This window comes from Aeromicrobium sp. Root495 (genome assembly GCF_001426755.1).
Taxonomy (GTDB): domain Bacteria; phylum Actinomycetota; class Actinomycetes; order Propionibacteriales; family Nocardioidaceae; genus Aeromicrobium.
The window spans coordinates 79614-98691 of record NZ_LMFJ01000002.1 but is presented as its reverse complement, the minus strand read 5'-3'; the positions used below and the strand labels follow the sequence as shown (position 1 = coordinate 98691).

The 19078-nt window shown below is 67.6% G+C and carries 15 protein-coding genes; 12 read left to right on the top strand and 3 right to left on the bottom strand.

The features are described 5' to 3' along the window. Nucleotides 1–6 precede the first annotated feature (6 nt). Nucleotides 7–5424 (bottom strand): MobF family relaxase, encoded by a 5418-nt coding sequence (gene mobF / locus ASD11_RS14535; protein WP_156464798.1) that lies wholly within the window; start codon nucleotides 5422–5424, stop codon nucleotides 7–9. Between the two features lie 138 nt (nucleotides 5425–5562). On the opposite strand from mobF, the gene ASD11_RS14530 reads away from it, so the two are divergent. From ASD11_RS14530 to paaK, 7 genes are all read left to right on the top strand, one after another. Continuing rightward, on the top strand, nucleotides 5563–5886 hold the full coding sequence (locus tag ASD11_RS14530) for a hypothetical protein (protein ID WP_235503364.1): 324 nt from the start codon (nucleotides 5563–5565) through the stop codon (nucleotides 5884–5886). Nucleotides 5887–6660: 774 nt separating this feature from the next. Further along, nucleotides 6661–7023: a hypothetical protein gene (locus tag ASD11_RS14525; protein ID WP_056289147.1), complete on the top strand. Its 363-nt coding sequence runs from the start codon at nucleotides 6661–6663 to the stop codon at nucleotides 7021–7023. Between the two features lie 40 nt (nucleotides 7024–7063). Further along, on the top strand, nucleotides 7064–8329 hold the full coding sequence (locus ASD11_RS14520) for a hypothetical protein (RefSeq protein ID WP_156464797.1): 1266 nt from the start codon (nucleotides 7064–7066) through the stop codon (nucleotides 8327–8329). A 162-nt stretch (nucleotides 8330–8491) separates the two neighbouring features. Further along, complete coding sequence (locus ASD11_RS14515; RefSeq protein WP_056289142.1) at nucleotides 8492–8926, top strand: PAS domain-containing protein; 435 nt, start codon at nucleotides 8492–8494, stop codon at nucleotides 8924–8926. 104 nt (nucleotides 8927–9030) lie between these two features. Continuing rightward, nucleotides 9031–9828, top strand: a complete 798-nt coding sequence (locus tag ASD11_RS14510; RefSeq protein WP_056289140.1) for an enoyl-CoA hydratase/isomerase family protein — start codon at nucleotides 9031–9033, stop codon at nucleotides 9826–9828. 28 nt (nucleotides 9829–9856) lie between these two features. Further along, entirely contained in the window at nucleotides 9857–11323 is a 1467-nt protein-coding gene (gene styD / locus ASD11_RS14505; RefSeq protein WP_056289137.1) for a phenylacetaldehyde dehydrogenase StyD, read from the top strand. A 97-nt stretch (nucleotides 11324–11420) separates the two neighbouring features. Then, nucleotides 11421–12728, top strand: a complete 1308-nt coding sequence (paaK, locus tag ASD11_RS14500; RefSeq protein WP_056289136.1) for a phenylacetate--CoA ligase PaaK — start codon at nucleotides 11421–11423, stop codon at nucleotides 12726–12728. Between the two features lie 68 nt (nucleotides 12729–12796). Here the strand turns inward: paaK and ASD11_RS14495 are convergent, their stop codons facing one another. After that, complete coding sequence (locus tag ASD11_RS14495; protein WP_056289133.1) at nucleotides 12797–13099, bottom strand: EthD family reductase; 303 nt, start codon at nucleotides 13097–13099, stop codon at nucleotides 12797–12799. A gap of 13 nt (nucleotides 13100–13112) precedes the next feature. Beyond that, nucleotides 13113–15149, bottom strand: coding sequence for a phenylacetic acid degradation bifunctional protein PaaZ (gene paaZ, locus ASD11_RS14490; protein WP_056289132.1), 2037 nt, complete (start codon nucleotides 15147–15149; stop codon nucleotides 13113–13115). Nucleotides 15150–15247: 98 nt separating this feature from the next. Here paaZ and paaA point away from each other — a divergent pair, with 98 nt between their 5' ends. The 5 genes from paaA to paaE are packed head-to-tail and all read left to right on the top strand — an operon-like array spanning nucleotide 15248 to nucleotide 19077. Continuing rightward, nucleotides 15248–16246 carry a 1,2-phenylacetyl-CoA epoxidase subunit PaaA gene (gene paaA, locus ASD11_RS14485; protein WP_056289129.1) on the top strand — a complete coding sequence of 333 codons (999 nt, stop codon included), beginning with the start codon at nucleotides 15248–15250 and terminating at the stop codon, nucleotides 16244–16246. After that, entirely contained in the window at nucleotides 16240–16539 is a 300-nt protein-coding gene (paaB, locus tag ASD11_RS14480; RefSeq protein WP_056289126.1) for a 1,2-phenylacetyl-CoA epoxidase subunit PaaB, read from the top strand. Before paaA ends, paaB begins: the two co-directional genes overlap by 7 nt. Nucleotides 16540–16550: 11 nt before the next feature. Then, complete coding sequence (gene paaC / locus ASD11_RS14475) at nucleotides 16551–17474, top strand: 1,2-phenylacetyl-CoA epoxidase subunit PaaC (protein ID WP_056289124.1); 924 nt, start codon at nucleotides 16551–16553, stop codon at nucleotides 17472–17474. 2 nt (nucleotides 17475–17476) lie between these two features. Further along, nucleotides 17477–17986, top strand: coding sequence for a 1,2-phenylacetyl-CoA epoxidase subunit PaaD (gene paaD, locus ASD11_RS14470; protein WP_056290389.1), 510 nt, complete (start codon nucleotides 17477–17479; stop codon nucleotides 17984–17986). Further along, a complete protein-coding gene (gene paaE / locus ASD11_RS14465; RefSeq protein ID WP_056289121.1) occupies nucleotides 17986–19077 on the top strand; it encodes a 1,2-phenylacetyl-CoA epoxidase subunit PaaE in 1092 nt (363 codons plus the stop codon). The genes paaD and paaE overlap by 1 nt, the downstream gene beginning before the upstream one ends. Nucleotide 19078 lies beyond the last annotated feature (1 nt).

The following is a 19078-nucleotide window of genomic DNA, read 5'->3' as shown; positions in this document are numbered from 1 at the left end:
GATCCGCTATCGGGGGTTCTCTCTTCGTGCTTCCGAACTCCGGAGCGGGGAGTGCTGCCGCGGATCATGCTGGGTTACAGACCTGAACTGACGCGAAGAGACTTCCTTTGATCCTGCGACGCCAGAGGACTTAGGCGCAAGGCGTTGCCGGAGCTCCGAAATCTCCCCGAGTCGGTCGTTGAGAAAGCGATTCCGATCGTCTGCGAGCGACTCTGCCTTTTCGGCCATGCTCCTCGTCAGGTCATCGACATCGAGGCTCTGCTCGCCGGCGAGGTCTTCGATAGACCCCAGCCACGTCTGCGGCGGCCGGAGTACAAGGACCTCCGCGACCGACGACGCAAGCCGGTTGGGATCGTCGACGTCTTGTAGGCGTTCTCGAACCAGGCTGCTGGCGAGCGCTTCGCTCTCCTGGAGCTTGGCGACAAGAGCCGCAGGGCCCTCCCGTTCATAAAGCTCTGAGGGGTCGTCGCCAGCATCGATAGGGATGCGGCGAGGCTGAAGATCGTGGGCGCCGAGGAGCCAGTACGCCCTCTCGGCGGCGACGTATCCCGGGATGTCTCCATCGGTGGCGACGACTGGATCTACGGCGATGCGACCCAACTGTGCTGCTTGTTCGTCGGTCAAGGCAGTGCCGAGTGGGGCGACGCCGAGGAAGGCTCCGCCGCTCGCGAGGGTGACGGCAAGTGCGTCAAACGGTCCTTCGACCAGGACGGGGATGGAACCCTCGAGAGCGTGGTCGTCAGGGATGCCGAACAGCTGCGCGCCCTTGTGGAAGGCGACGGTGTCTCGAGTGTTCAGGTACTTCGGGCCGGCCTTCGGGGATTCCTCGAGTGGGTTTCGGCGGCCGACGAAGCCCAACACTGCGCCGTGGTCGATGATCGGCAGGACCACGCGGTCGCGGAAGCGGTCGATGAGACGTCCGGTTGACGCACGCTGCGCGAGGTCGGCCGTGATCATCTCCTCCTCACTCACGCCTGCACTCCGGAAGTGGTTGACCAGCGCAGTCCAGTCGGCCGGGGCGAACCCAACGCGGAACCGCTCGTCACCGGCAACGTTTTGGCCGAGACGCGTTTGAACGTGTTCGTGGGCCCACGAACCTTGAAGGCGGTTCTCGAAGAACTGTGCAGCCATCTCGTTGAGCTCCAGGATGCGTTCCGGTGAGACGGGACTGTGGTCCGCGTCCCAGGCTCGCTTGATGAGTCGGTTGATCTGAGCGTCGGTCGGCTCGCGCGGGCCCATTGTCCTGCGACGTGCCGCAGCCTCCTCAAGGCGCTCGTCGGATGACAGCGGCGCAGGTTCGGCGAGCTCCATGTCGGGAGGCGGGGGATCCCAGTCGGGTTCCGGAACTTCACGCGTGAGGTCGCGCATCGGGTCGGTCACTAGGCCGATCTGCCAGACCAAGGCCTGAGCCAGGTCGACATCGTCGGCTACGACCTTCCTGGCGACGTCGAGCAGGGAATGTATCTCCCACCTGCGTTCAAGGGCTTGCTCGACCGTAGCGACGAGGGATGGCCACTGTCGGCTTCCCATCACGGTCCTGGCGGGCTCGGGTCCTAGAGCGTCGATCAAGAGCCCCGACCACGGGGCTTCGATTGCTTGCCACTCAGGGTTGGAGTCGTCCATCACCTTCGGTGAGAGGTGCCTCGAGACTCGCCACCAGATCGCGGCGGACACGTGCTCGTCGGGAAGCGTTCCCTCCTGAACTGCTCGTCGGAAAAGTGCCGCTGCGTCGAGGCCGGAGCGGCCCATAGCGGCTAGCCGCTCGGCGAGGACGGGAGTGAAGGTGTCTGGTCGCGTCTGGGCCTCGGCGATGACGGGCCACCACTGCGCCGTCGCAGCGGTCCGGCCGTGAGCGATGCGGGCATCGAGACCGTGCTGATATTCGGAGGCAGCTTTCTGGAGCAGACGACGTCCTGTGAGGCGGCGATCGTCGGGCAAGACCTCGTTCGCGGCGCGCCAGATGGCGAGGTCGGCGAGCAGATCGTCGGAAGGCCGAGCTGAGTTCGTCGTCCACCAGGCGGGCACCTCGTCGAGAGCTCCGCGCCGAACTTCGTCGGCGAGCAACAGGACGCGGCCCGACCTTTGATCGAGGTAGGGACCCCAGGTCGGGTCGTCCTTGAGAGCGGATGGCACGGACGGCAGCCATGGCAGCGGCCCGGTGGCCAGACCGCGCAGCCCCGTCGGATCGAGTCGCCAGTCGAGGATCGCGGCTCGGTCTTCGACCCCGTCCAGCTCGCGCTCGGCCACACAGCGCTCGAGGTCAGCTGCCGCGTCGCGCCCTTGCACCTGCCGGAGAACGAGGTGTGCGATCAGAGTCGGCCACGCGGGCTCGTCGCGGATGCCAGGCACCGCAGCTTCTGCGCGTATCTCGATGTTCTTCACGGTCTCTGCCCCGAGCTGGTCGCGGGCGGCGAAGTGCAGCGCGTCCTCGTAGCGCGCGGCTGCCTGGCCGAGCTGGGCTTCGGGGCTGGCGGACTCGCGAGTGAGTGTCGTCGCGGAAAGCGGGGCGCCGTCGCGCGCGAGCATGCCCATGAGGATGTCGGTGGGCGTTCGTGGGTGCACGGACTCTGGCCGGATCAGGCCGTGGGGGTCGCCGTCGGAGGCAGTCACCAGGTACGCATGGTTCTCGTGGCGTGCTCTAGTCAACATCGTGTAGAGCTGCTGGCGGGACTCATCCCCGGTCGCGATGCCGTGCATGGTGTCTACGGAGATGCCCTGCGCGCTGTGGACCGTCGTTGCATATCCGAGCTCTGTCTCGTGACGCACGTACTGATGGGGGAGGGTCGTGAAGAGGCCGGACCGCGTGTGCTTGACCCGGAGGGCGCCATCGTCGGCCACCGCCTCGACGGTCCACCGGTCGCCGTTCTTGACCCAGTCCGTGGAGCTGGTGGCGAGACGTCGGTCGTTGTGACGGGTCAGCACGACGTCGCCGACGCTCGCCTCGTTGCCGTCCGCGAGTCGTGCTGCGACGCCGTCGGCAAGTCCCTCGTGAAGGCGAGCGTCCCGGGCGCGGCGGTTCAGCTCGGCTGTGAGCTCCCGCGTGGGAGCCAGCATGATCGAGTCTCGCCCATCGTCGCGGTCCGACTGCCAAGCCGTGAACACCTCCCGAGTGAGTGTCGCGACGTCGCCGACGTGGATGCGGTCATGGTCGAGGTAGAAGCCCAGAGCCTCGGGAAGGCCGTCGCGCAGAGCGAGGCCGGCTGCTCCTTCGGCGGGATCGCTGAACCGCAGGAGCTCCGACAGGCGGAGGGCTCCGTGGGTCGACTCAATGTCTCGTAGGACTCCGCCGGCACCGATTGCCGCGAGCTGCTGGTCGTCTCCGATGAGTCGCACGGACGCTCCTCGCGAGAGTGCGAGCTCGATGGCAGAGTCCAGCGACAGAGTGTCGGCCATCCCCGCCTCGTCGATGATGACCAGGGTCCTCGAGTCGATCTGAGCTGAGAGCGAGGATCGTTCGCCGTGCTGCTGTCCATGAATGAGCTTGGCAAGAGTGTCTGATGTCGCGCCGGTCTGCTCTCGCAGCTGGGCAGCGGCGGCCGCCGAAGGAGCCAGCCCAAGGACGTTGCCATCGTCTTCGCACCATGCCCGAGTCAGCGCGCGCATGGCGGTCGTCTTGCCCGTCCCTGCAGCAGCGATGCCCAGCTGGACCCGTGCTCCGCTCGTCGCCATGCCTCTCACCAGGCCGACTTGTCCGGCGTTGAGCTGGAGGCCCTGCTCTGCACTCGTCTTGATGGACTGCTCAACCGCCTCGTGCGACAGTCGGACCCCATTGTCGAGCCCTGCGGCTCGAACGATGCGTTGCTCGGCGTCGAGGACTCGATGAGAACTGAAGAGGGTGCTCCCTGCGACGGAGTAGACGCTCGAACCGTCTCGGCGGCGCAGCTGCACCGGCTCAGCAGTGCTGTCGTGGTCGGTCGTGACCATGACAGAGCGTTCGAGAGCAGCGTCGACGACGAGCTTGGCGACGTCCCGGAGCTGATCTGGGCGCAGGTCTGCTGACCTGAGCCGGCGCTGCACCTCGGCGCTAACGTGGTAGATGAGCCAGGTGGAGCGGCGTTGCTGGAGGGTGTCGATGACCTTCTCAGCGGTGCGGTTGATCCACTGGCGATCCACCTGCTCGGCGACGTTGTCACTGCGTGCGAGCGAGGCATCCACCATGTCCCTGACGGATGCCTCGCTGCCCAGGGCCTCGGCTGCTTCGCTGTGCCAGGCCGCCCGTTGCTCAGCAAGTGAGCGAGGCTCGTGCTTTGCGCCGCGAGTCTCCAGTGTGGCTTGTTGCGCGAGCTGGATGGTTTCGACGGGTGTGGGCGGTCGGCCGTGATCGGCTTGGAATCGGACCGTGAGCTCGTCCTTTCGCGCGGCGATGTTGGCTCGGCGCGTGGACCACCGCTCCATCAGCGCTGTGCTGACTCCGGCGATCTCTCGCACAGGTCGCTTTCGATGATCGGCGTTTGGTCGCTCTACGAACTGCACACCAAGGTCGCCGGTCAGGTGCTTCTCGAGAGCCGTGTTGTAGACCTCCGATGCGGTGACAGCGGACCTGAAGAGGAGGCGGCCGTCGATGGACAGCCATGCGCCGTCTTCCGCGTCCTGAACCTTGTTGGCCACGGCGACGTGGGTGTGGAGGTCGGGATCCCCAGCACGTGAGTCGCGATGCGTGAAGGAGGTCGCGACGAGTCCGAGGACGTCGACCTGCCTCACACCATTCGTTCCGCGTCGGGTGAACAGCGCCTCGGACTCGATGAACTGAAGCGCGTCGCGCACGGCGGCGTCGTGCGCGCGTTCGACCCTCGCCGAGATCCAGGGATCGGCAATGGCCCAGAGGGTCGAGACGCTTTTCACGGGGGAGAACGTGAGATCGAAGCCAGAGACGGCTGTCGTCCGCGGGCGCGAGTGGCGGGCGATCGTGGCGGCGAGCTCTCTTGCTGAAGCGGGAGGTCGGCCATGCTCCTTCTCGAAGTACTCGCGCGCAACTTCGGTGCGAACCCGCGCTCGTTCGTCGGAGGGGGCCGGCGCCGTTCGGGACTGGCCCGCCAAGACGTTCAGCTCCTCGATCCGCCGAGCGACTTCGACAAGGTAGGGCGAGACATCTCCTGCGAAGACCTTGTACGGGGCGCCTAGGTGCCGGGCCCGCCTGACGTCGGCGTCAGTCGATGTCGGGCCGAGCTGGGACGCTCGAACCTCAGCAAGGGGATGGAACCCGTAGGCGAATAGAGCCTTCATCTGCTCGGCGGTCACGACGTCGCCGCGCGACAAACCCTCGATGCCTGCGAGCCCGCTGCCCACCCATCGTCCCGGCGCCTCCCCCTTCTCGGAGTAGTAGGACGAGAGCGTGGTGTGGCCCTTGTCGGTCGCGTCTAGCGCCGCGACCTGCCGGGTCAGGTAGTCGTACCCCGACCCGGCGGTCAGCTTGTGCAGCGACATGGTCACGCAATGTCAGGGCCGGAACTTTCGCTAGCGAGACGTGCGGAGCCACCGGGAATGCAAGAGGTGTGTGGTGGTTGGTTGGTGGGCTGCGGAGAGGGGTGCGTCCTTGCAGTCCAGTTCTGGGCCCTATCGGGCGTGTCATCGATCGAAAGGGGAACTGTGGCTCAGTCAGTCAGGCAGATCGCTCGCCAGAGGGCGCTAGAGACGCAAAAACTTCGCAGGAGCGAGCAGAAGATCCTGGACAAGCGCCGGAGCGCGATCGGGGTTCGGATTGCCGTCGCGCTAGAGGAGCGAGACGCTGCAGTTGGTCGGCACGAGGCAGTCGCCGGTGAGGCCCTGACCGAGCTGACTCGGGAAGTCGGCGTGAGGATCGCCGACGTCGAGAACTGGGTTCCGGGCGTGACCGCTGCCGAGGCCCGTCGGCTCATGCGGTCGGCGGAGGTCATGGAGTTGTCATGAATCCCGCCAGCCAAGATGCCAGCGAGAAGGATCCGCGGAACGCGGTGGAGAGCGGATGGGGCTCAGCTCCCGGGCGGCAACCCATCGCTGTACGACGGCGACTCGCTGGTTCCGCTCCATGACCACGAGCACGAGCACCACTGTCGGCCTTGTCGGCGCCACTCGACGACAACTCCTGGATCGGGAGGCTGGTGCGGTTCGGGAGATTGGACCCAAACGTGGCGCACCCGCTGTCGCGGCCATTGTTTGTCTCGTTCAGCCTGGCGCACGCGTTGAGTCTGCCAGAAATAGAACGTCTACTCGGATCGGTCGACGGTCGTTCCGTGTTTGAACGTTCTGATGAGGGGGGCGAGATAGGTCAGCGCGAGCAGGGCGGCGACGCCGAGAGCTCGACCTGCTGCGGGATCGTGGTTGGTGGGGACGAGGCTCTGCCAAATCGCAACTGTTCCGACTACCGCTCGTAGGCGCCAACTCAGTCGGAAAAGCCAGTGCCATTTCGGCGACGCGCACCGACCAGACTGCCCCGGCGCCGCTTGGCGCGGCGTTCGCGGTGAGTTCTGCACGGTTCCTCCCTGGCGTTGATCTCAGAGATGGCCCCTCAATCTCCTCGAGCGGCCCTGACAAGTCGACAGTGCGCTGGCTGAAAGGAGCTCTCAGTCGGTGTCCACAAGTCGCGGCATGTGGCGTACTTCCTCCACAGGGGTGTGGAGGGGTCGGCGTCTCTGCTCAGCGAGATGAATCCATGAAGGGTCGGACTACGAAAAGAGGAGACGTATGAGTACGACATCGTCGGCGCCGGCGTTCCGCGACACCATCGGCTGCGCAGTGAGCTTGCTCTGGTCGCTCGCCTACCGGTTACCTGAGATTCAGTCGAGGAAAGAGCATGACCGCCTTGGTCGCTTTCAAGCTCAGCGGTTGGCGACTGATGCTCTACTCGCGAGCATGCTGGGCCGTTGCCTGGTCGGAGAGCGCGAGGTGGAGGAGCCGTGGAGCCTGGGCCAATCGATAGGAGAGCTCCCGAGGATCTGTCAGAACCTGATCGACCTTTGCGACCTCGAGGATGTGAAGCAGGTCGACTTCGCAGGCCGTGTGGCGGACATCCACCGAGGGGTGAAGCACCTTGGCCTCCTCGGCTGAACCCTTCCGGCAGGCGCATCGTCTCGCCCTGCAGGCTCGCATGAGAAGTACGGGAAATGCCGCCGTCCTGGTGCGTAGCTGGCCGTTCCTCACCGCAGCAGTGAGAGCGGCTCACTCGTCGCTTCCGGCCTCGACCGATGTTGGTCGTCACGTTGAGCGCATCGCGCTGGTCGGTGATGGTCTTCACGACGCGAATCAGCGTCATCGACAGTGGCCGGGTCCAGGAGCGGTCGATCCCGAGCTGACACCCGTAATCAAGGTGTTGAAGGACATCTCCCATCAGCGTGGCCAGATCCACACCATCGACGAGCTCAACGAGGCGGAGCGGCACCTGGCCGGCGTGCTTTGGTCGGCCGCCCACACGGTGGTGGAGTGCTGCCGCGATCATCTGGCAGACCTTCGGGCGACCCTGGTCGATGCCCCGCCCTCAATCGAGCTCATGCAGGAGGACCGCCTGATCCGCGACGCCCTGGGTCGTGCGGAGGCGGCGGAGAACATGGCCGTTGGCCTAGTCGTGCAGAGGCCCGTTGATTATCGCGCTGACATCCGGACCCTCTCGCAGGCAGTGGCCGAGTGGGACGTCCAGGCGCACCGCGCCTTGCTGACCAACCGGTCAACGAGCTGCCTCGCACTCATCGCACGTCACGAGTCGCTCGTGCAGAGCGGCTTCGCGATCGCGGTCGGCTCCGCTGCACGGAACGGAGCTGTCGATCCACATACGGCTTCTCGTCTGGATCCGGTGCTGAGTCAGCTGTCAGACTCGTGGGAGGGAGTGGCGCAGCGGGTGCGGGACCTGAGCTGGGGCGCCGAAGCCGTCCCACGGGCAACGCTTGAGGCGGCACACGGCCTCAAGCGCGCGTTTTCTCTGGTCGTCTTTGAGGGACCTGCCGATAGGAAGGGTGAGGCGCTGTCGGCGCTGAATAGCCATCTCGCTTCGTCGGTCGCTCTCGCCGCTGCTGCGCGAGAGCTCGTCTCCGGTGGCGAGCTCACCGCCCCCGCCAGGGCTGTGAACCGGGTCCTTCTCGAGGGTGCTGAGTCGTCGGCCATGCGATCCCCCGTGTCTCCCGTTGACCTGCTTCGCGGAGTGTCGATCGCTATCCCTCCCGAAGCTCGAGGACACCTGCAAGGGTCGGTGGACGACGTCTTCCGGCAGTCGATGGAAGCGATGCACCGGGCCTCTGGGCTGGATGGGTCTCGGCTGGATAGCGTGACCGCCCATCCCGAGCTCGGCAAAGCGATGCACCCCACGGATCTAGCCGTTCCGGGGACGGGGCGTGAAGCGAGGCCGCTCTCACCACCGCGGTAAGGCTTCGCGGCGGGTCGGAATACTCGTGAGGCAGATCGTTCCGTCTCGGCGCGAAAATGCCCCGACCAGGGTGAGAGCGAGGCCTGTGCGTAGTGTCGTCCACCGCCGCGCTCCAGCCCGGCCTGACATTCGTCAGGGTTCGCGACCGAGAAGGACGATTCCATGAACGAGAACGAGACGCGCATCGCACTGGCGCTGCTGCGCTCCGATGCCGATGCGATCATCGCGACCGACGCGGCTGGAGCCATCACGTTCTGGGGGCCCGGGGCCGAGCGGATCTTCGGATTCGCGGCTCCGGAAGCGCGGGGTAGGTCGCTCGACCTCATCATTCCTGACCGGTTGCGCGCAGCGCACTGGAAGGGATTCCACGAGACGATGCGCACGGGTGAGAGTCGTTACGGAAGTGACCAGCTGCTTAAGGTGCCGGGCCTGACGAAGGCCGGAGCGACGATCTCGGTCGAGTTCACCCTCGCGACGCTTTGTGATGAAAGCGGTTCCATCACCGGCACCGTCGCGGTGCTTCGGGACGTGTCCGAGCAGTTCGACACGGTCCGCGCGTTGCGAGCAGATCTCGCGCGCGCCCGTAGGTCCGAGTAGCCCGTCACGGAGATCTCTTCGCGCTAAAAGGTCTTGGCAACGGCTGACGCGTCTGATTTACTGACCGAAAGGTCTGTAAAGATTCCTGCGAAGCGGAGATTGTCATGTCAGACGCGAACGGCCCGGTCACGATCGAGCGCGGCAAGGCGGTCGCCACCGTCACGATCAACCGGCCCGAGGGCAAGAACGCCCTCGACCATGCAACCAAGGTGGGGCTGCGCGACGCCTTGAACGAGGTCGCGCATGATCACGCCGTGCGAGCCGTCGTGCTTACCGGCACCGAGTCGTCGTTCTGCGTCGGGCAGGACCTGAAGGAGCACGGCGAGGCCATCGGCCTGAACCCGGAGACGGCGTTCGACACGGTCGACGCTCACTACAGCCCCATCGTTCGCACGCTCATGATCATGCCCAAGCCGGTCATCGCGGCGGTCAACGGCGCATGCTTTGGCGCCGGTCTCGGCTTCGCGCTGGCATGCGACCTCCGGGTGTTCTCCTCGGGCGCCAAGCTCGGGACGGCCTTCACGGGCATCGGACTCACCTGTGACTCGGGCCTTGCCGGGACGCTGCAGCGTGCGGTCGGCGACGCGCGGGCACGTGAGCTTCTGCTCCTGGCCCGCCCGTTCTCCCCAGAGCAGGCCCTCGAGTGGGGAATCACGGGATTCGTCACCGAGCCGACGAACGTCGTCCCCAAGGCTGACGCCCTGGCGGCTCAGCTCGCCATGGGCCCTACGGCTGCGTACGCCGAGGTCAAGAAGGCCATCACCGACTCCTGGTCGATGTCGATGCCCGAGGTGCTCGCCGCCGAGTCCGAGGCGCAGAAGCGACTGGGCCTCACGACCGACCACCGCAACGCCGTGGCGACGTTCATCGCCAAGCAGAGCCCCACCTTCATCGGCAGCTGACTGCCGGACCGACGGAACGAGGACCACGATGACGACCACGACCATCCCCCAGGCCGACCTGACCACCAACCTCCTGATCGACGGCGAGTGGGTCGAGGCGGCCGAGACCTTCGACGACCTCAACCCCGCCGACGGCTCCCTCCTGGCGCGCGTCGCGGCCGGAAGTGCTGCCGACGTCGACCGAGCGGTCCGGGCCGCTCGCGCGGCCCTCGACGGAGCCTGGGGCGCGACCCCCGGCGTGGCCCGAGGCGCTCTCCTGAACAAGCTCGCCGACCTCGTGGAGCGGGACGCAGCCATCATCGCGCGCCTCGAGGCACTCGACATCGGCAAGCCGGTGGCACAGCCGGGCATGCTCGACATTCCCAACACGGTGGCCACGTTCCGCCACTTCGCCGGCTGGGCCGACAAGATCCAGGGCGCGACCATCCCGACGGCCGGCTACCTGGGCATGGCCGCGACGCACTCGTACACGGTGCGTGAGCCCGTGGGCGTCATCGGCGCCATCATTCCGTGGAACACGCCGCTCATGATCGCGGCCTGGAAGCTCGGTCCGGCCCTGGCCGCCGGAAACACGCTCGTGGTGAAGCCCGCCGAGGACGCGCCGCTGTCGATCCTCCACCTGGGCACCCTGATCGAGGAGGCCGGTTTCCCGGCCGGCACCGTGAACATCGTCCCCGGTCTGGGTCCGGTGGCCGGCCAGGCACTCGTCGAGCACGCCGACGTCGACAAGATCAGCTTCACGGGCTCGCCCGAGATCGGCCGCCACATCCAGAAGACCGCCGCTGACACCTTCAAGCGCGTGACGCTGGAGCTCGGTGGCAAGAGCCCGCAGATCGTGCTTGAGGACGCCAACGTCGAGGCCGCCATCAACGGGATCGCGATGGGGCTGTTCTTCAACCAGGGCGAGGTCTGCGCAGCAGGCACCCGCATCCTTGTGCACCGCTCCCTGTACGAGACGGTCGTCGAGGCGCTCGGCCAGGCCGCCGATGCCCAGGTGCTCGGCGACCCGTTCGACGAGGCCACGACGCTCGGTGCGTTGGTCAGTGCCAAGCAGCAGGAGCGCGTGCTCGGCTACATCGAGAAGGGCAAGGCCGAGGGCGCACGTCTCGTGGCCGGCGGCACGTCGCCGGACCAGCCGGGCTTCTTCGTCCGACCGACGATCTTCGCCGATGTCGACAACAGCTCGACGATCGCCCGCGAGGAGATCTTCGGTCCTGTGGGCGCTGTCATCCCGTTCGACACCGTCGAGGAGGCGATCCAGATCGCCAACGACACCCGGTACGGCCTCGCCGCGACAATCTGGACCCAGGACGTGTCGCTGGCGCACACGGTCGCCGCCAAGGTGCGCGCCGGTGCCGTCTGGGTCAACGGCTGGGCCGCCATCGACCCCGCCCTGCCGTGGGGCGGCATGAAGGCCAGCGGCATCGGCCGCGAGCTCGGCTGGAGCGGCATCCTGGCCAACACCGAGGAGAAGGTCGTCACGATCGTTCTCTGACCCTCGAGCCCGGAGTGCGGTCCCTGCACAGGGGCCGCGCTCCGTTCCAACCCTCGGTTGCCCGGCGACGAGCAATCGCCGTCCCGCAGGAGCAGCCATGCACGACCTCAGCCCCCGCCCCGGGGACCTCGAGCCCATCGAGACCGCCTCGACCGACGAGCTGCGATCCCTGCAGCTCGACCGGCTCCGCTGGTCGGTGCACCACGCCTACGAGAACGTTCCGCACTACCGGGCCTCCTTCGACGCAGCCGGTGTCCACCCCGACGACGTGAAGGACTTGTCCGACCTGGCCAAGCTGCCGTTCACGGCCAAGGCGGACCTGCGCGACAACTACCCGTTCGGGATGTTCGCGGTGCCGAGGAGCGACGTCTCGCGGGTGCACGCCTCGTCGGGCACGACCGGCAAGCCCACCGTGGTGGGCTACACCCGCGACGACCTCGACATGTGGGCCTCGGTCATGGCACGCAGCATCCGGGCGGCCGGGGGCCGCGCCGGCCACATGCTCCACAACGCCTACGGCTACGGACTCTTCACCGGGGGGCTGGGCGCGCACGGCGGTGCTGAGAGACTGGGCTGCACCGTGGTGCCGGTCTCCGGCGGGATGACGGAGCGCCAGGTGCAGCTCATCCAGGACTTCCAGCCCGACCTCATCATGGTCACGCCCTCCTACATGCTCTCGGTGATCGACGAGATGGAGCGGCAGGGCGTCGACCCCCGCTCGACGTCGCTCAAGGTCGGGATCTTCGGAGCCGAGCCCTGGACGAACGACATGCGTCTGGAGATGGAGCAACGGCTCGACATGCACGCGGTCGACATCTACGGCCTCTCCGAGGTGATCGGCCCCGGCGTGGCGAGCGAGTGCGTGGAGACGAAGGACGGCCTCCACGTCTGGGAAGACCACTTCTACCCCGAGATCATCGACCCCTTCACCGGCGAGGTCCTGCCCGACGGTGAGGAAGGTGAGCTCGTCTTCACGTCTCTCACCAAGCAGGCGATGCCGATCATCCGGTACCGCACGCGTGACCTGACGCGGCTGCTTCCAGGGACGGCACGCTCGATGCGGCGCATCGAGAAGATCACCGGCCGCTCCGACGACATGATCATCCTGCGTGGCGTGAACCTCTTCCCTACGCAGATCGAGGAGCTCATCCTGCGCACCCCCGAGCTCTCTCCCCACTTCCAGTGCGTGCTCGACCGCACCGGCAACCTCGACTCCTTGACGGTGCTCGTGGAGCGACGGGAGTCCGCGCCGCTCGACGTCGCCCGGACGGCGGGCGCGGAGCTCAGACGCCTCGTCAAGGCCTCGATCGGTGTCACGGTCGGGGTCGATGTCGTCGATCCGGACACCGTCGAGCGGTCGGTCGGCAAGATGCGTCGCATCGTCGACCATCGTCCCAAGCGCTGACGAGCAGGGACGACGAAAGGGCCGGGCACCGATCGCGTCGGTGCCCGGCCCTCGTCGGTGCGGTGCGGTCAGAAGGCGGTGACGACCTCGCCGCTGAACATGGTCATCGCCACGCCGAGCGTGGCCGCGTCCTCGGCCGTCGTCTTCATCTCGGGCGAGGTGAGGGCGGTCTTGAGTGCGTCCTTGTCCTCGAACTCGAGCTCGGCCACGAGATAGATGTCGGCGTCGCCGGCCATGAGACGGGGCTTGGACCACGTGAACGCCTGCAGGCCGGGGAGCTTCTCCACCAGCGGAGCGTGCTGGTCGAGGTACTGGCGGTCGAACGCCTCAGGGTCCTGCGGCGTGACGTACTGGATGGTGATGCGATGCATGGTTCGTTCCTTCTCAGTTGTCGAGCGTCTTGGCGACGAGGGTGAGCACGTCGTAGGTGGCGACGGGCGCCCCCTCGGCGTTGGTGACGACGGCGTCCCAGCGGACCTCGCCGTAGGTGGCGCTGTTGCGCGGCGTGATCTGCTTGACCGTGAGGGTCACCGAGATGGTGTCCTCGGCCTTGACCGGCGTGAGGAAGCGAAGGTGGTCCACGCCGAAGTTGGCCAGCACCGGCCCGGGGTTGGGCTCGACGAACAGGCCGGCCGCGATCGACACCACGAGGTAGCCGTGCGCGACGATCCCGCCGAAGAGCGGGTTCGCCTCCGCGGCCTTCTCGTCGGTGTGGGCGTAGAACGTGTCACCCGTGAACTCGGCGAAGTGCCCGATGTCGTCGAGGGTGATGGTGCGCGACGCGGTGCGGATCGTGTCACCGATCCGGAGCTCGGCGAGGCTCTTGCGGAACGGGTGAACCTCGTCGACCGTCTGGACGGCGCCCTTCGTCCACTGGCCGGTGATGGCTGTGAGCATGTCGGGAGAGGCCTGGATCGCGGTGCGCTGCATGTGGTGCAGGACGCCGCGGATGCCGCCGAGCTCTTCGCCGCCACCGGCGCGGCCGGGCCCGCCGTGGACGAGGACGGGCAGCGGCGAGCCGTGCCCGGTGGACTCGGGGGCATCGTCGCGGTCGAGCACGAGGATGCGTCCGTGCCACGGCGCGAGACCAAGGGTCACGTCGCGGGCCACCTGCGGGTCGTGGGTGACGAGCGACCCGGCCAGGCTGCCCTGGCCGCGGGCGGCGAGGGCGATGGCCTCGTCGAGCGACTCGTAGGTGAGGACGGTGCTGACAGGACCGAAGGCCTCGATGTCATGGGGCTCGCTCGCGCCGGGGTGGGCTCGCAGCAGGACGGGTGACATGAAGGCGCCACGCTCTGCGTCGGCACCGACGACCTCGACGGCGTCGGGGTCGCCGAAGACGACGTCGGCGGAGCTGATGAGTGCCTGCACTGCCTTGCGGACCTCGTCGCGCTGACCGAGGCTCGCGAGGGCCCCCATGCGGACACCGTCCGCGTTCGGGTCGCCGACCGTGATCTTCGTGAGCCGGGCGCTGATCGCGGCGACCACGTCGTCGGCGATCGCGAGCGGCACGATGGCGCGTCGGATGGCTGTGCACTTCTGGCCGGCCTTGACGGTCATCTCGGCCACGACGCCCTTGACGAAGAGGTCGAACTCGGGGTCGTCGGTCGAGACGTCGGGGCCCAGGATCGAGCAGTTGAGCGAGTCGGCCTCGATCCCGAGCTGGACGCCGCCGTGCAGCACCGAGGGGTGCTGGCGCAGGCTGGCGCCGGTGGCGGCGGAGCCGGTGAAGGCCACGGAGTCCTGGGCGCCGAGCTGGTCGAGCAGGCCGGCGGGGCTGCCGGACAGCAGCTGGAGCGAACCCTCGGGCAAGATCCCGGAATCGACGATGCGGCGCACGACGGCCTCGGTGAGGTAGGCCGTCTGGCTGGCGGGCTTCACGATGGTGGGGAGCCCGGCGAGGAACGCGGGGGCCAGCTTCTCGAGCATGCCCCACACGGGGAAGTTGAAGGCGTTGATCTGCACGGCCACGCCCGGACGGGACGTGTAGAGGTGCTGGCCGAGGAAGACGCCGGTGCGTCCGAGCTGCTCCGTGGCACCGTCGAGGACGACGGTGTCGTTGGGCAGCTCTCGCGTCCCCTTGCTGGCGTAACTGAAGACGGTGCCGATGCCGCCGTCGATGTCGACCTGGGAGTCGCGCAGCGTCGCGCCGGTGCGGGCCGAGAGGGCGTAGAGCTCCTCCTTGTCGGCGCCGAGATGCTTGGCGACGGCCTTCAGGAGGCCGGCCCGCTCATGGAAGGTGAGCGCGCGGAGCGCGGGTCCTCCGACCGTGCGGGCGTGGTCGACCATCCCGGCGAGGTCGAGGCCGGTGGAGGAGATACGGGCCACCTCCTCGCCTGTGGAGGCGTCGAGGAGCGGCGTGCCTTCATCGGAAGCGCGGAACCACGCGCCTCCTGCATAGCTTTCGAGCAGTGCACTCACGGCAAGGAACCTTTCGTTGCGCAAACGGGATGATGCGTGCCACACTATTACAGACCGTTCGGTCAGTAAATGCCTGAGGACGAGAATCTGGAGGGGTCATGACGGTGGCACCAGAGACGGACGAGCAGCAGCTGCTCTCCGGCTTCGAGCTCACGATCGACCACAACGACCGCATCGAGCCGCGCGACTGGATGCCCGAGGGGTACCGCAAGACGGTGCTTCGTCAGGTCGCCCAGCACGCGCACTCGGAGATCATCGGCATGCAGCCGGAGGGCAACTGGATCACGCGCGCGCCGTCGCTGCGACGCAAGGCGATCCTGCTGGCGAAGGTCCAGGACGAGGCGGGCCACGGCCTGTACCTGTACTCGGCCTGCGAGACGCTCGGCTCCTCGCGCAACGAGCTCACCGAGATGCTCATCAACGGCAAGCAGAAGTACTCCTCAATCTTCAACTACCCGACGCTGACCTATGCCGACGTCGGCACGATCGGCTGGCTCGTCGACGGTGCGGCCATCTGCAACCAGGTGCCGCTGTGCCGCACCTCGTACGGCCCGTACGGCCGCGCCATGATCCGCGTGTGCAAGGAGGAGTCCTTCCACCAGCGTCAGGGCTTCGAGCTCCTGGCCACGATGATGCGTGGAACCGACGAGCAGCGCGCCATGGTGCAGGAGTCGGTGAATCGTTTCTGGTGGCCCGCCCTGATGATGTTCGGCCCGCCCGACGACGACTCGCCCAACACCGCGCAGTCGATGGAGTGGGGCATCAAGCGCAACACCAACGACGACCTCCGTCAGCGCATGGTCGACATGACCGTCCCGCAGGCCGAGGCGTTGGGCGTCACGCTGCCCGACCCCGAGCTTCGGTGGAACGAGGAGCGTCAGGCCCACGACTTCGGCTCGCCCGACTGGGACGAGTTCAACGACGTCGTCCGCGGCAACGGACCGTGCAACACCCAGCGGATCGAGCATCGCCGTCGTGCCTGGGAGGACGGTGCGTGGGTCCGCGAGGCCGCGCTCGCCTTCGCCGCGCGAGGCTCTGAGGAGAGCGCCGACCAGCCGGTCGACGCCGACGAGGTCGAGGGGTGCCCCCGATGGTGACGTCCGGACCGCAGGCCGAGTGGCCGCTCTACGAGGTGTTCGTCCGCGGCAAGCGCGGCCTGAACCACGTCCACGTGGGTTCCCTCCACGCTGCTGACGACGAGATGGCCGTGCGGCACGCGCGTGACGTCTACACCCGTCGCAACGAGGGCGTCAGCATCTGGGTCGTCCGCTCCGACGCCGTCACGGCGTCGAGCCCCGACGAGAAGGATCCGCTGTTCGCGCCGAGTGGTGACAAGGTCTACCGCCACCCGACGTTCTACGACATCCCCGACAACGTCCCCCACATGTGAGGTGCTGAACCATGGTTGAGGAAGTGGACCACGAGTCCGTCTACGACGGGCTGCTCGGAGGCGACGACTCGCAGTGGGCGTTCGGCACCGACTTCGAGGACCCCCTGGCCGGTGTCGACACGACGCTGCCGGACGGCGTGGAGGGACGTGCCCTGGCTCTGTACTGCATCATGCTGGCGGACGACGCCCTCGTGATGTCGCAGCGGCTCTCGGAGTGGTGCAGCAACGCGCCGGACCTCGAGGAGGACATCGCGCTCGCCAACATCGCGCTCGACCTCCTCGGACAGTCGCGCCTCCTGCTGGCCCGTGCGGCCGCGGCCGATCCGTCGCTCGTGCCGGCGCTGCCCGAGGGGTCGCCGATCCCGGCCGAGGACGCTCTGGCCTACTTCCGGAGCGATCGCGAGTTCCGCAACGTCCGCCTGGTCGAGGGACCCAACGGCGACTTCGGCCAGACCATCGCACGCCTCCTGCTGTTCTCGACGTGGCGCCTCGCCCTCTTCGAGAAGCTTGCCGCGAGCCGGGACAAGGTGCTGTCGGCCGTCGCCGTCAAGGGCGTCAAGGAGATGACGTACCACCGGGACTACGCAGGTCGCTGGTTCCTGACGCTGGCCCGCGGGACCGACGAGTCGCGTCGTCGCGTCGTCGGGGGTCTGACCGAGATCTGGCCGCTCCGGGCCGAGCTCTTCGCGACGCACGAGGTCGAGTCGCTGGTCGCCGAGTCGACCGTCGGCGTCGACCCGGCCACGGTCGCCGACGAGGTCGACGTCCTCCTCGAGCAGGTCTTCTCCCTGAGTGGGGTCGAGCGGCCCGACGTCGCGCCGCTGGCCGGCGTTCGTGGCGAGACCGGGCGCGACGGTCTGCACACCGAGGCCCACAGCCGGCTCCTGGCCGAGCTCCAGGTCGTCGCACGTGCCCATCCGATGGGGCAGTGGTGACCATGGGCTCGCCCGTCTCGGTGCTCGACCGCGCGCGTGGCCTCGCGGCCTCGGTCACGGACCCGGAGATGCCGATGCTCACGCTCGAGGACCTCGGTGTGCTCCGCGACGTGGAGGTGGACGGTGCCCGCGTCGTCGTGACCATCACCCCGACGTACTCCGGCTGCCCCGCCATGGCGACGATGCGCGACGACCTCGTGCATCGCCTGCACGACCACGGGTTCGACGACGTCGCCGTGAAGGTCTCCCTCGATCCGGCCTGGTCGAGCGACTGGATCACGGAGCGCGGCCGCCAGGCACTCGCCGACCACGGGCTCTCGGCCCCCGGACCGGCGCCCAGCCTCGAGGGACCCGTGGCCCTCACCCTCATCCCGCGCCGTCGGTCCCTCGCGTGCCCGCGGTGCGGGTCCTCCGAGGTCGAGCTGACCTCGGAGTTCGGACCAACCGCCTGCAAGGCGTTGTACCGCTGCACGAGCTGCCTCGAGCCGTTCGAGCACGTCAAGGAGATTTGATGACCGTGTCCGACGCCGCACCGGCGCAAACCGCCCCGGCCCGCGCGCCGTTCTACCCGCTCACGGTGGCCGCCGTCGAGCGCCTCACCGACGACTCCGCCGCCGTGACCTTCGACGTCCCCGAGGACGCGCGCGAGGCCTTCAAGTTCAAGGCCGGGCAGTCCCTCACCGTGCGGCGCACGATCGACGGTGAGGAGCACCGACGGTCCTACTCCATCTGCGCCCCCGCCGGACAGCGGCCGCGGATCGGCGTCCGGGAGATCCCCGACGGGCTGTTCTCCTCGTGGCTCGTCCGCGAGGTGGCTGTCGGCGACACCGTCGACGTGCAGGCCCCCAGTGGCTCGTTCCGCGCCGAGCCCGCGGCAGGGCGCCACCTCTGCATCGCCGCAGGCTCCGGCATCACCCCCATGCTGTCCATCGCCGCGACGGTGCTCTCCCACCCGGAAGCCCACGTCACGCTGTTCTACGGCAACCGCACGAGCGGGACGGTCATGTTCGCCGAGGAGCTCGCCGACCTCAAGAACCGCTACGGTCCGCGGTTCGACCTCGTGCACGTGCTCTCGCGTGAGCCGCGCGACGTCGAGCTGTTCACCGGCCGTCTGGAGGCGGACCGGCTGCGACGACTCATGACCAACTTGGTGCCCATCGCCGCCGTGGACCACGTGTGGCTCTGTGGTCCGTTCGGCATGATCGCCGACTCGCGCGAGGTCCTGGAGGAGCTCGGCGTCGACGAGGACCGCGTGCACTTCGAGCTGTTCTACGTCGACGAGCCTCCGCCGGAGATCCACCGCACCGAGATCGTTGCCGACGGCGACACGAGCGACGTGACGATCGTCCTCGACGGTCGCACCACGACCGCGCCCATGCCGCGCGGTCTCAGCGTCCTCGACGGTGCGGCCGCGACCCGCAACGACCTGCCCTTCGCCTGCAAGGGCGGCGTGTGCGGGACCTGTCGTGCCAAGGTCTGCGACGGCGAGGTCGACATGCGCCGCAACTACGCGCTCGAGAAGGCCGAGGTCGAGCAGGGCTTCATCCTGACCTGCCAGACCTTCCCCGTCAGCGACGCCGTCACCGTCGACTTCGACGCCTGAA

Bases quoted from the DNA above. Each gene is read 5' to 3' on its own strand.
- mobF (WP_156464798.1), bottom strand. From the start codon at position 5,424: ATGTCGCTGCACAAGCTGACCGCCGGGTCGGGGTACGACTACCTGACC.
- ASD11_RS14525 (WP_056289147.1), top strand. From the start codon at position 6,661: ATGAGTACGACATCGTCGGCGCCGGCGTTCCGCGACACCATCGGCTGC.
- ASD11_RS14520 (WP_156464797.1), top strand. From the start codon at position 7,064: ATGAGAAGTACGGGAAATGCCGCCGTCCTGGTGCGTAGCTGGCCGTTC.
- ASD11_RS14515 (WP_056289142.1), top strand. From the start codon at position 8,492: ATGAACGAGAACGAGACGCGCATCGCACTGGCGCTGCTGCGCTCCGAT.
- ASD11_RS14510 (WP_056289140.1), top strand. From the start codon at position 9,031: ATGTCAGACGCGAACGGCCCGGTCACGATCGAGCGCGGCAAGGCGGTC.
- styD (WP_056289137.1), top strand. From the start codon at position 9,857: ATGACGACCACGACCATCCCCCAGGCCGACCTGACCACCAACCTCCTG.
- paaK (WP_056289136.1), top strand. From the start codon at position 11,421: ATGCACGACCTCAGCCCCCGCCCCGGGGACCTCGAGCCCATCGAGACC.
- ASD11_RS14495 (WP_056289133.1), bottom strand. From the start codon at position 13,099: ATGCATCGCATCACCATCCAGTACGTCACGCCGCAGGACCCTGAGGCG.
- paaA (WP_056289129.1), top strand. From the start codon at position 15,248: ATGACGGTGGCACCAGAGACGGACGAGCAGCAGCTGCTCTCCGGCTTC.
- paaB (WP_056289126.1), top strand. From the start codon at position 16,240: ATGGTGACGTCCGGACCGCAGGCCGAGTGGCCGCTCTACGAGGTGTTC.
- paaC (WP_056289124.1), top strand. From the start codon at position 16,551: ATGGTTGAGGAAGTGGACCACGAGTCCGTCTACGACGGGCTGCTCGGA.
- paaD (WP_056290389.1), top strand. From the start codon at position 17,477: ATGGGCTCGCCCGTCTCGGTGCTCGACCGCGCGCGTGGCCTCGCGGCC.
- paaE (WP_056289121.1), top strand. From the start codon at position 17,986: ATGACCGTGTCCGACGCCGCACCGGCGCAAACCGCCCCGGCCCGCGCG.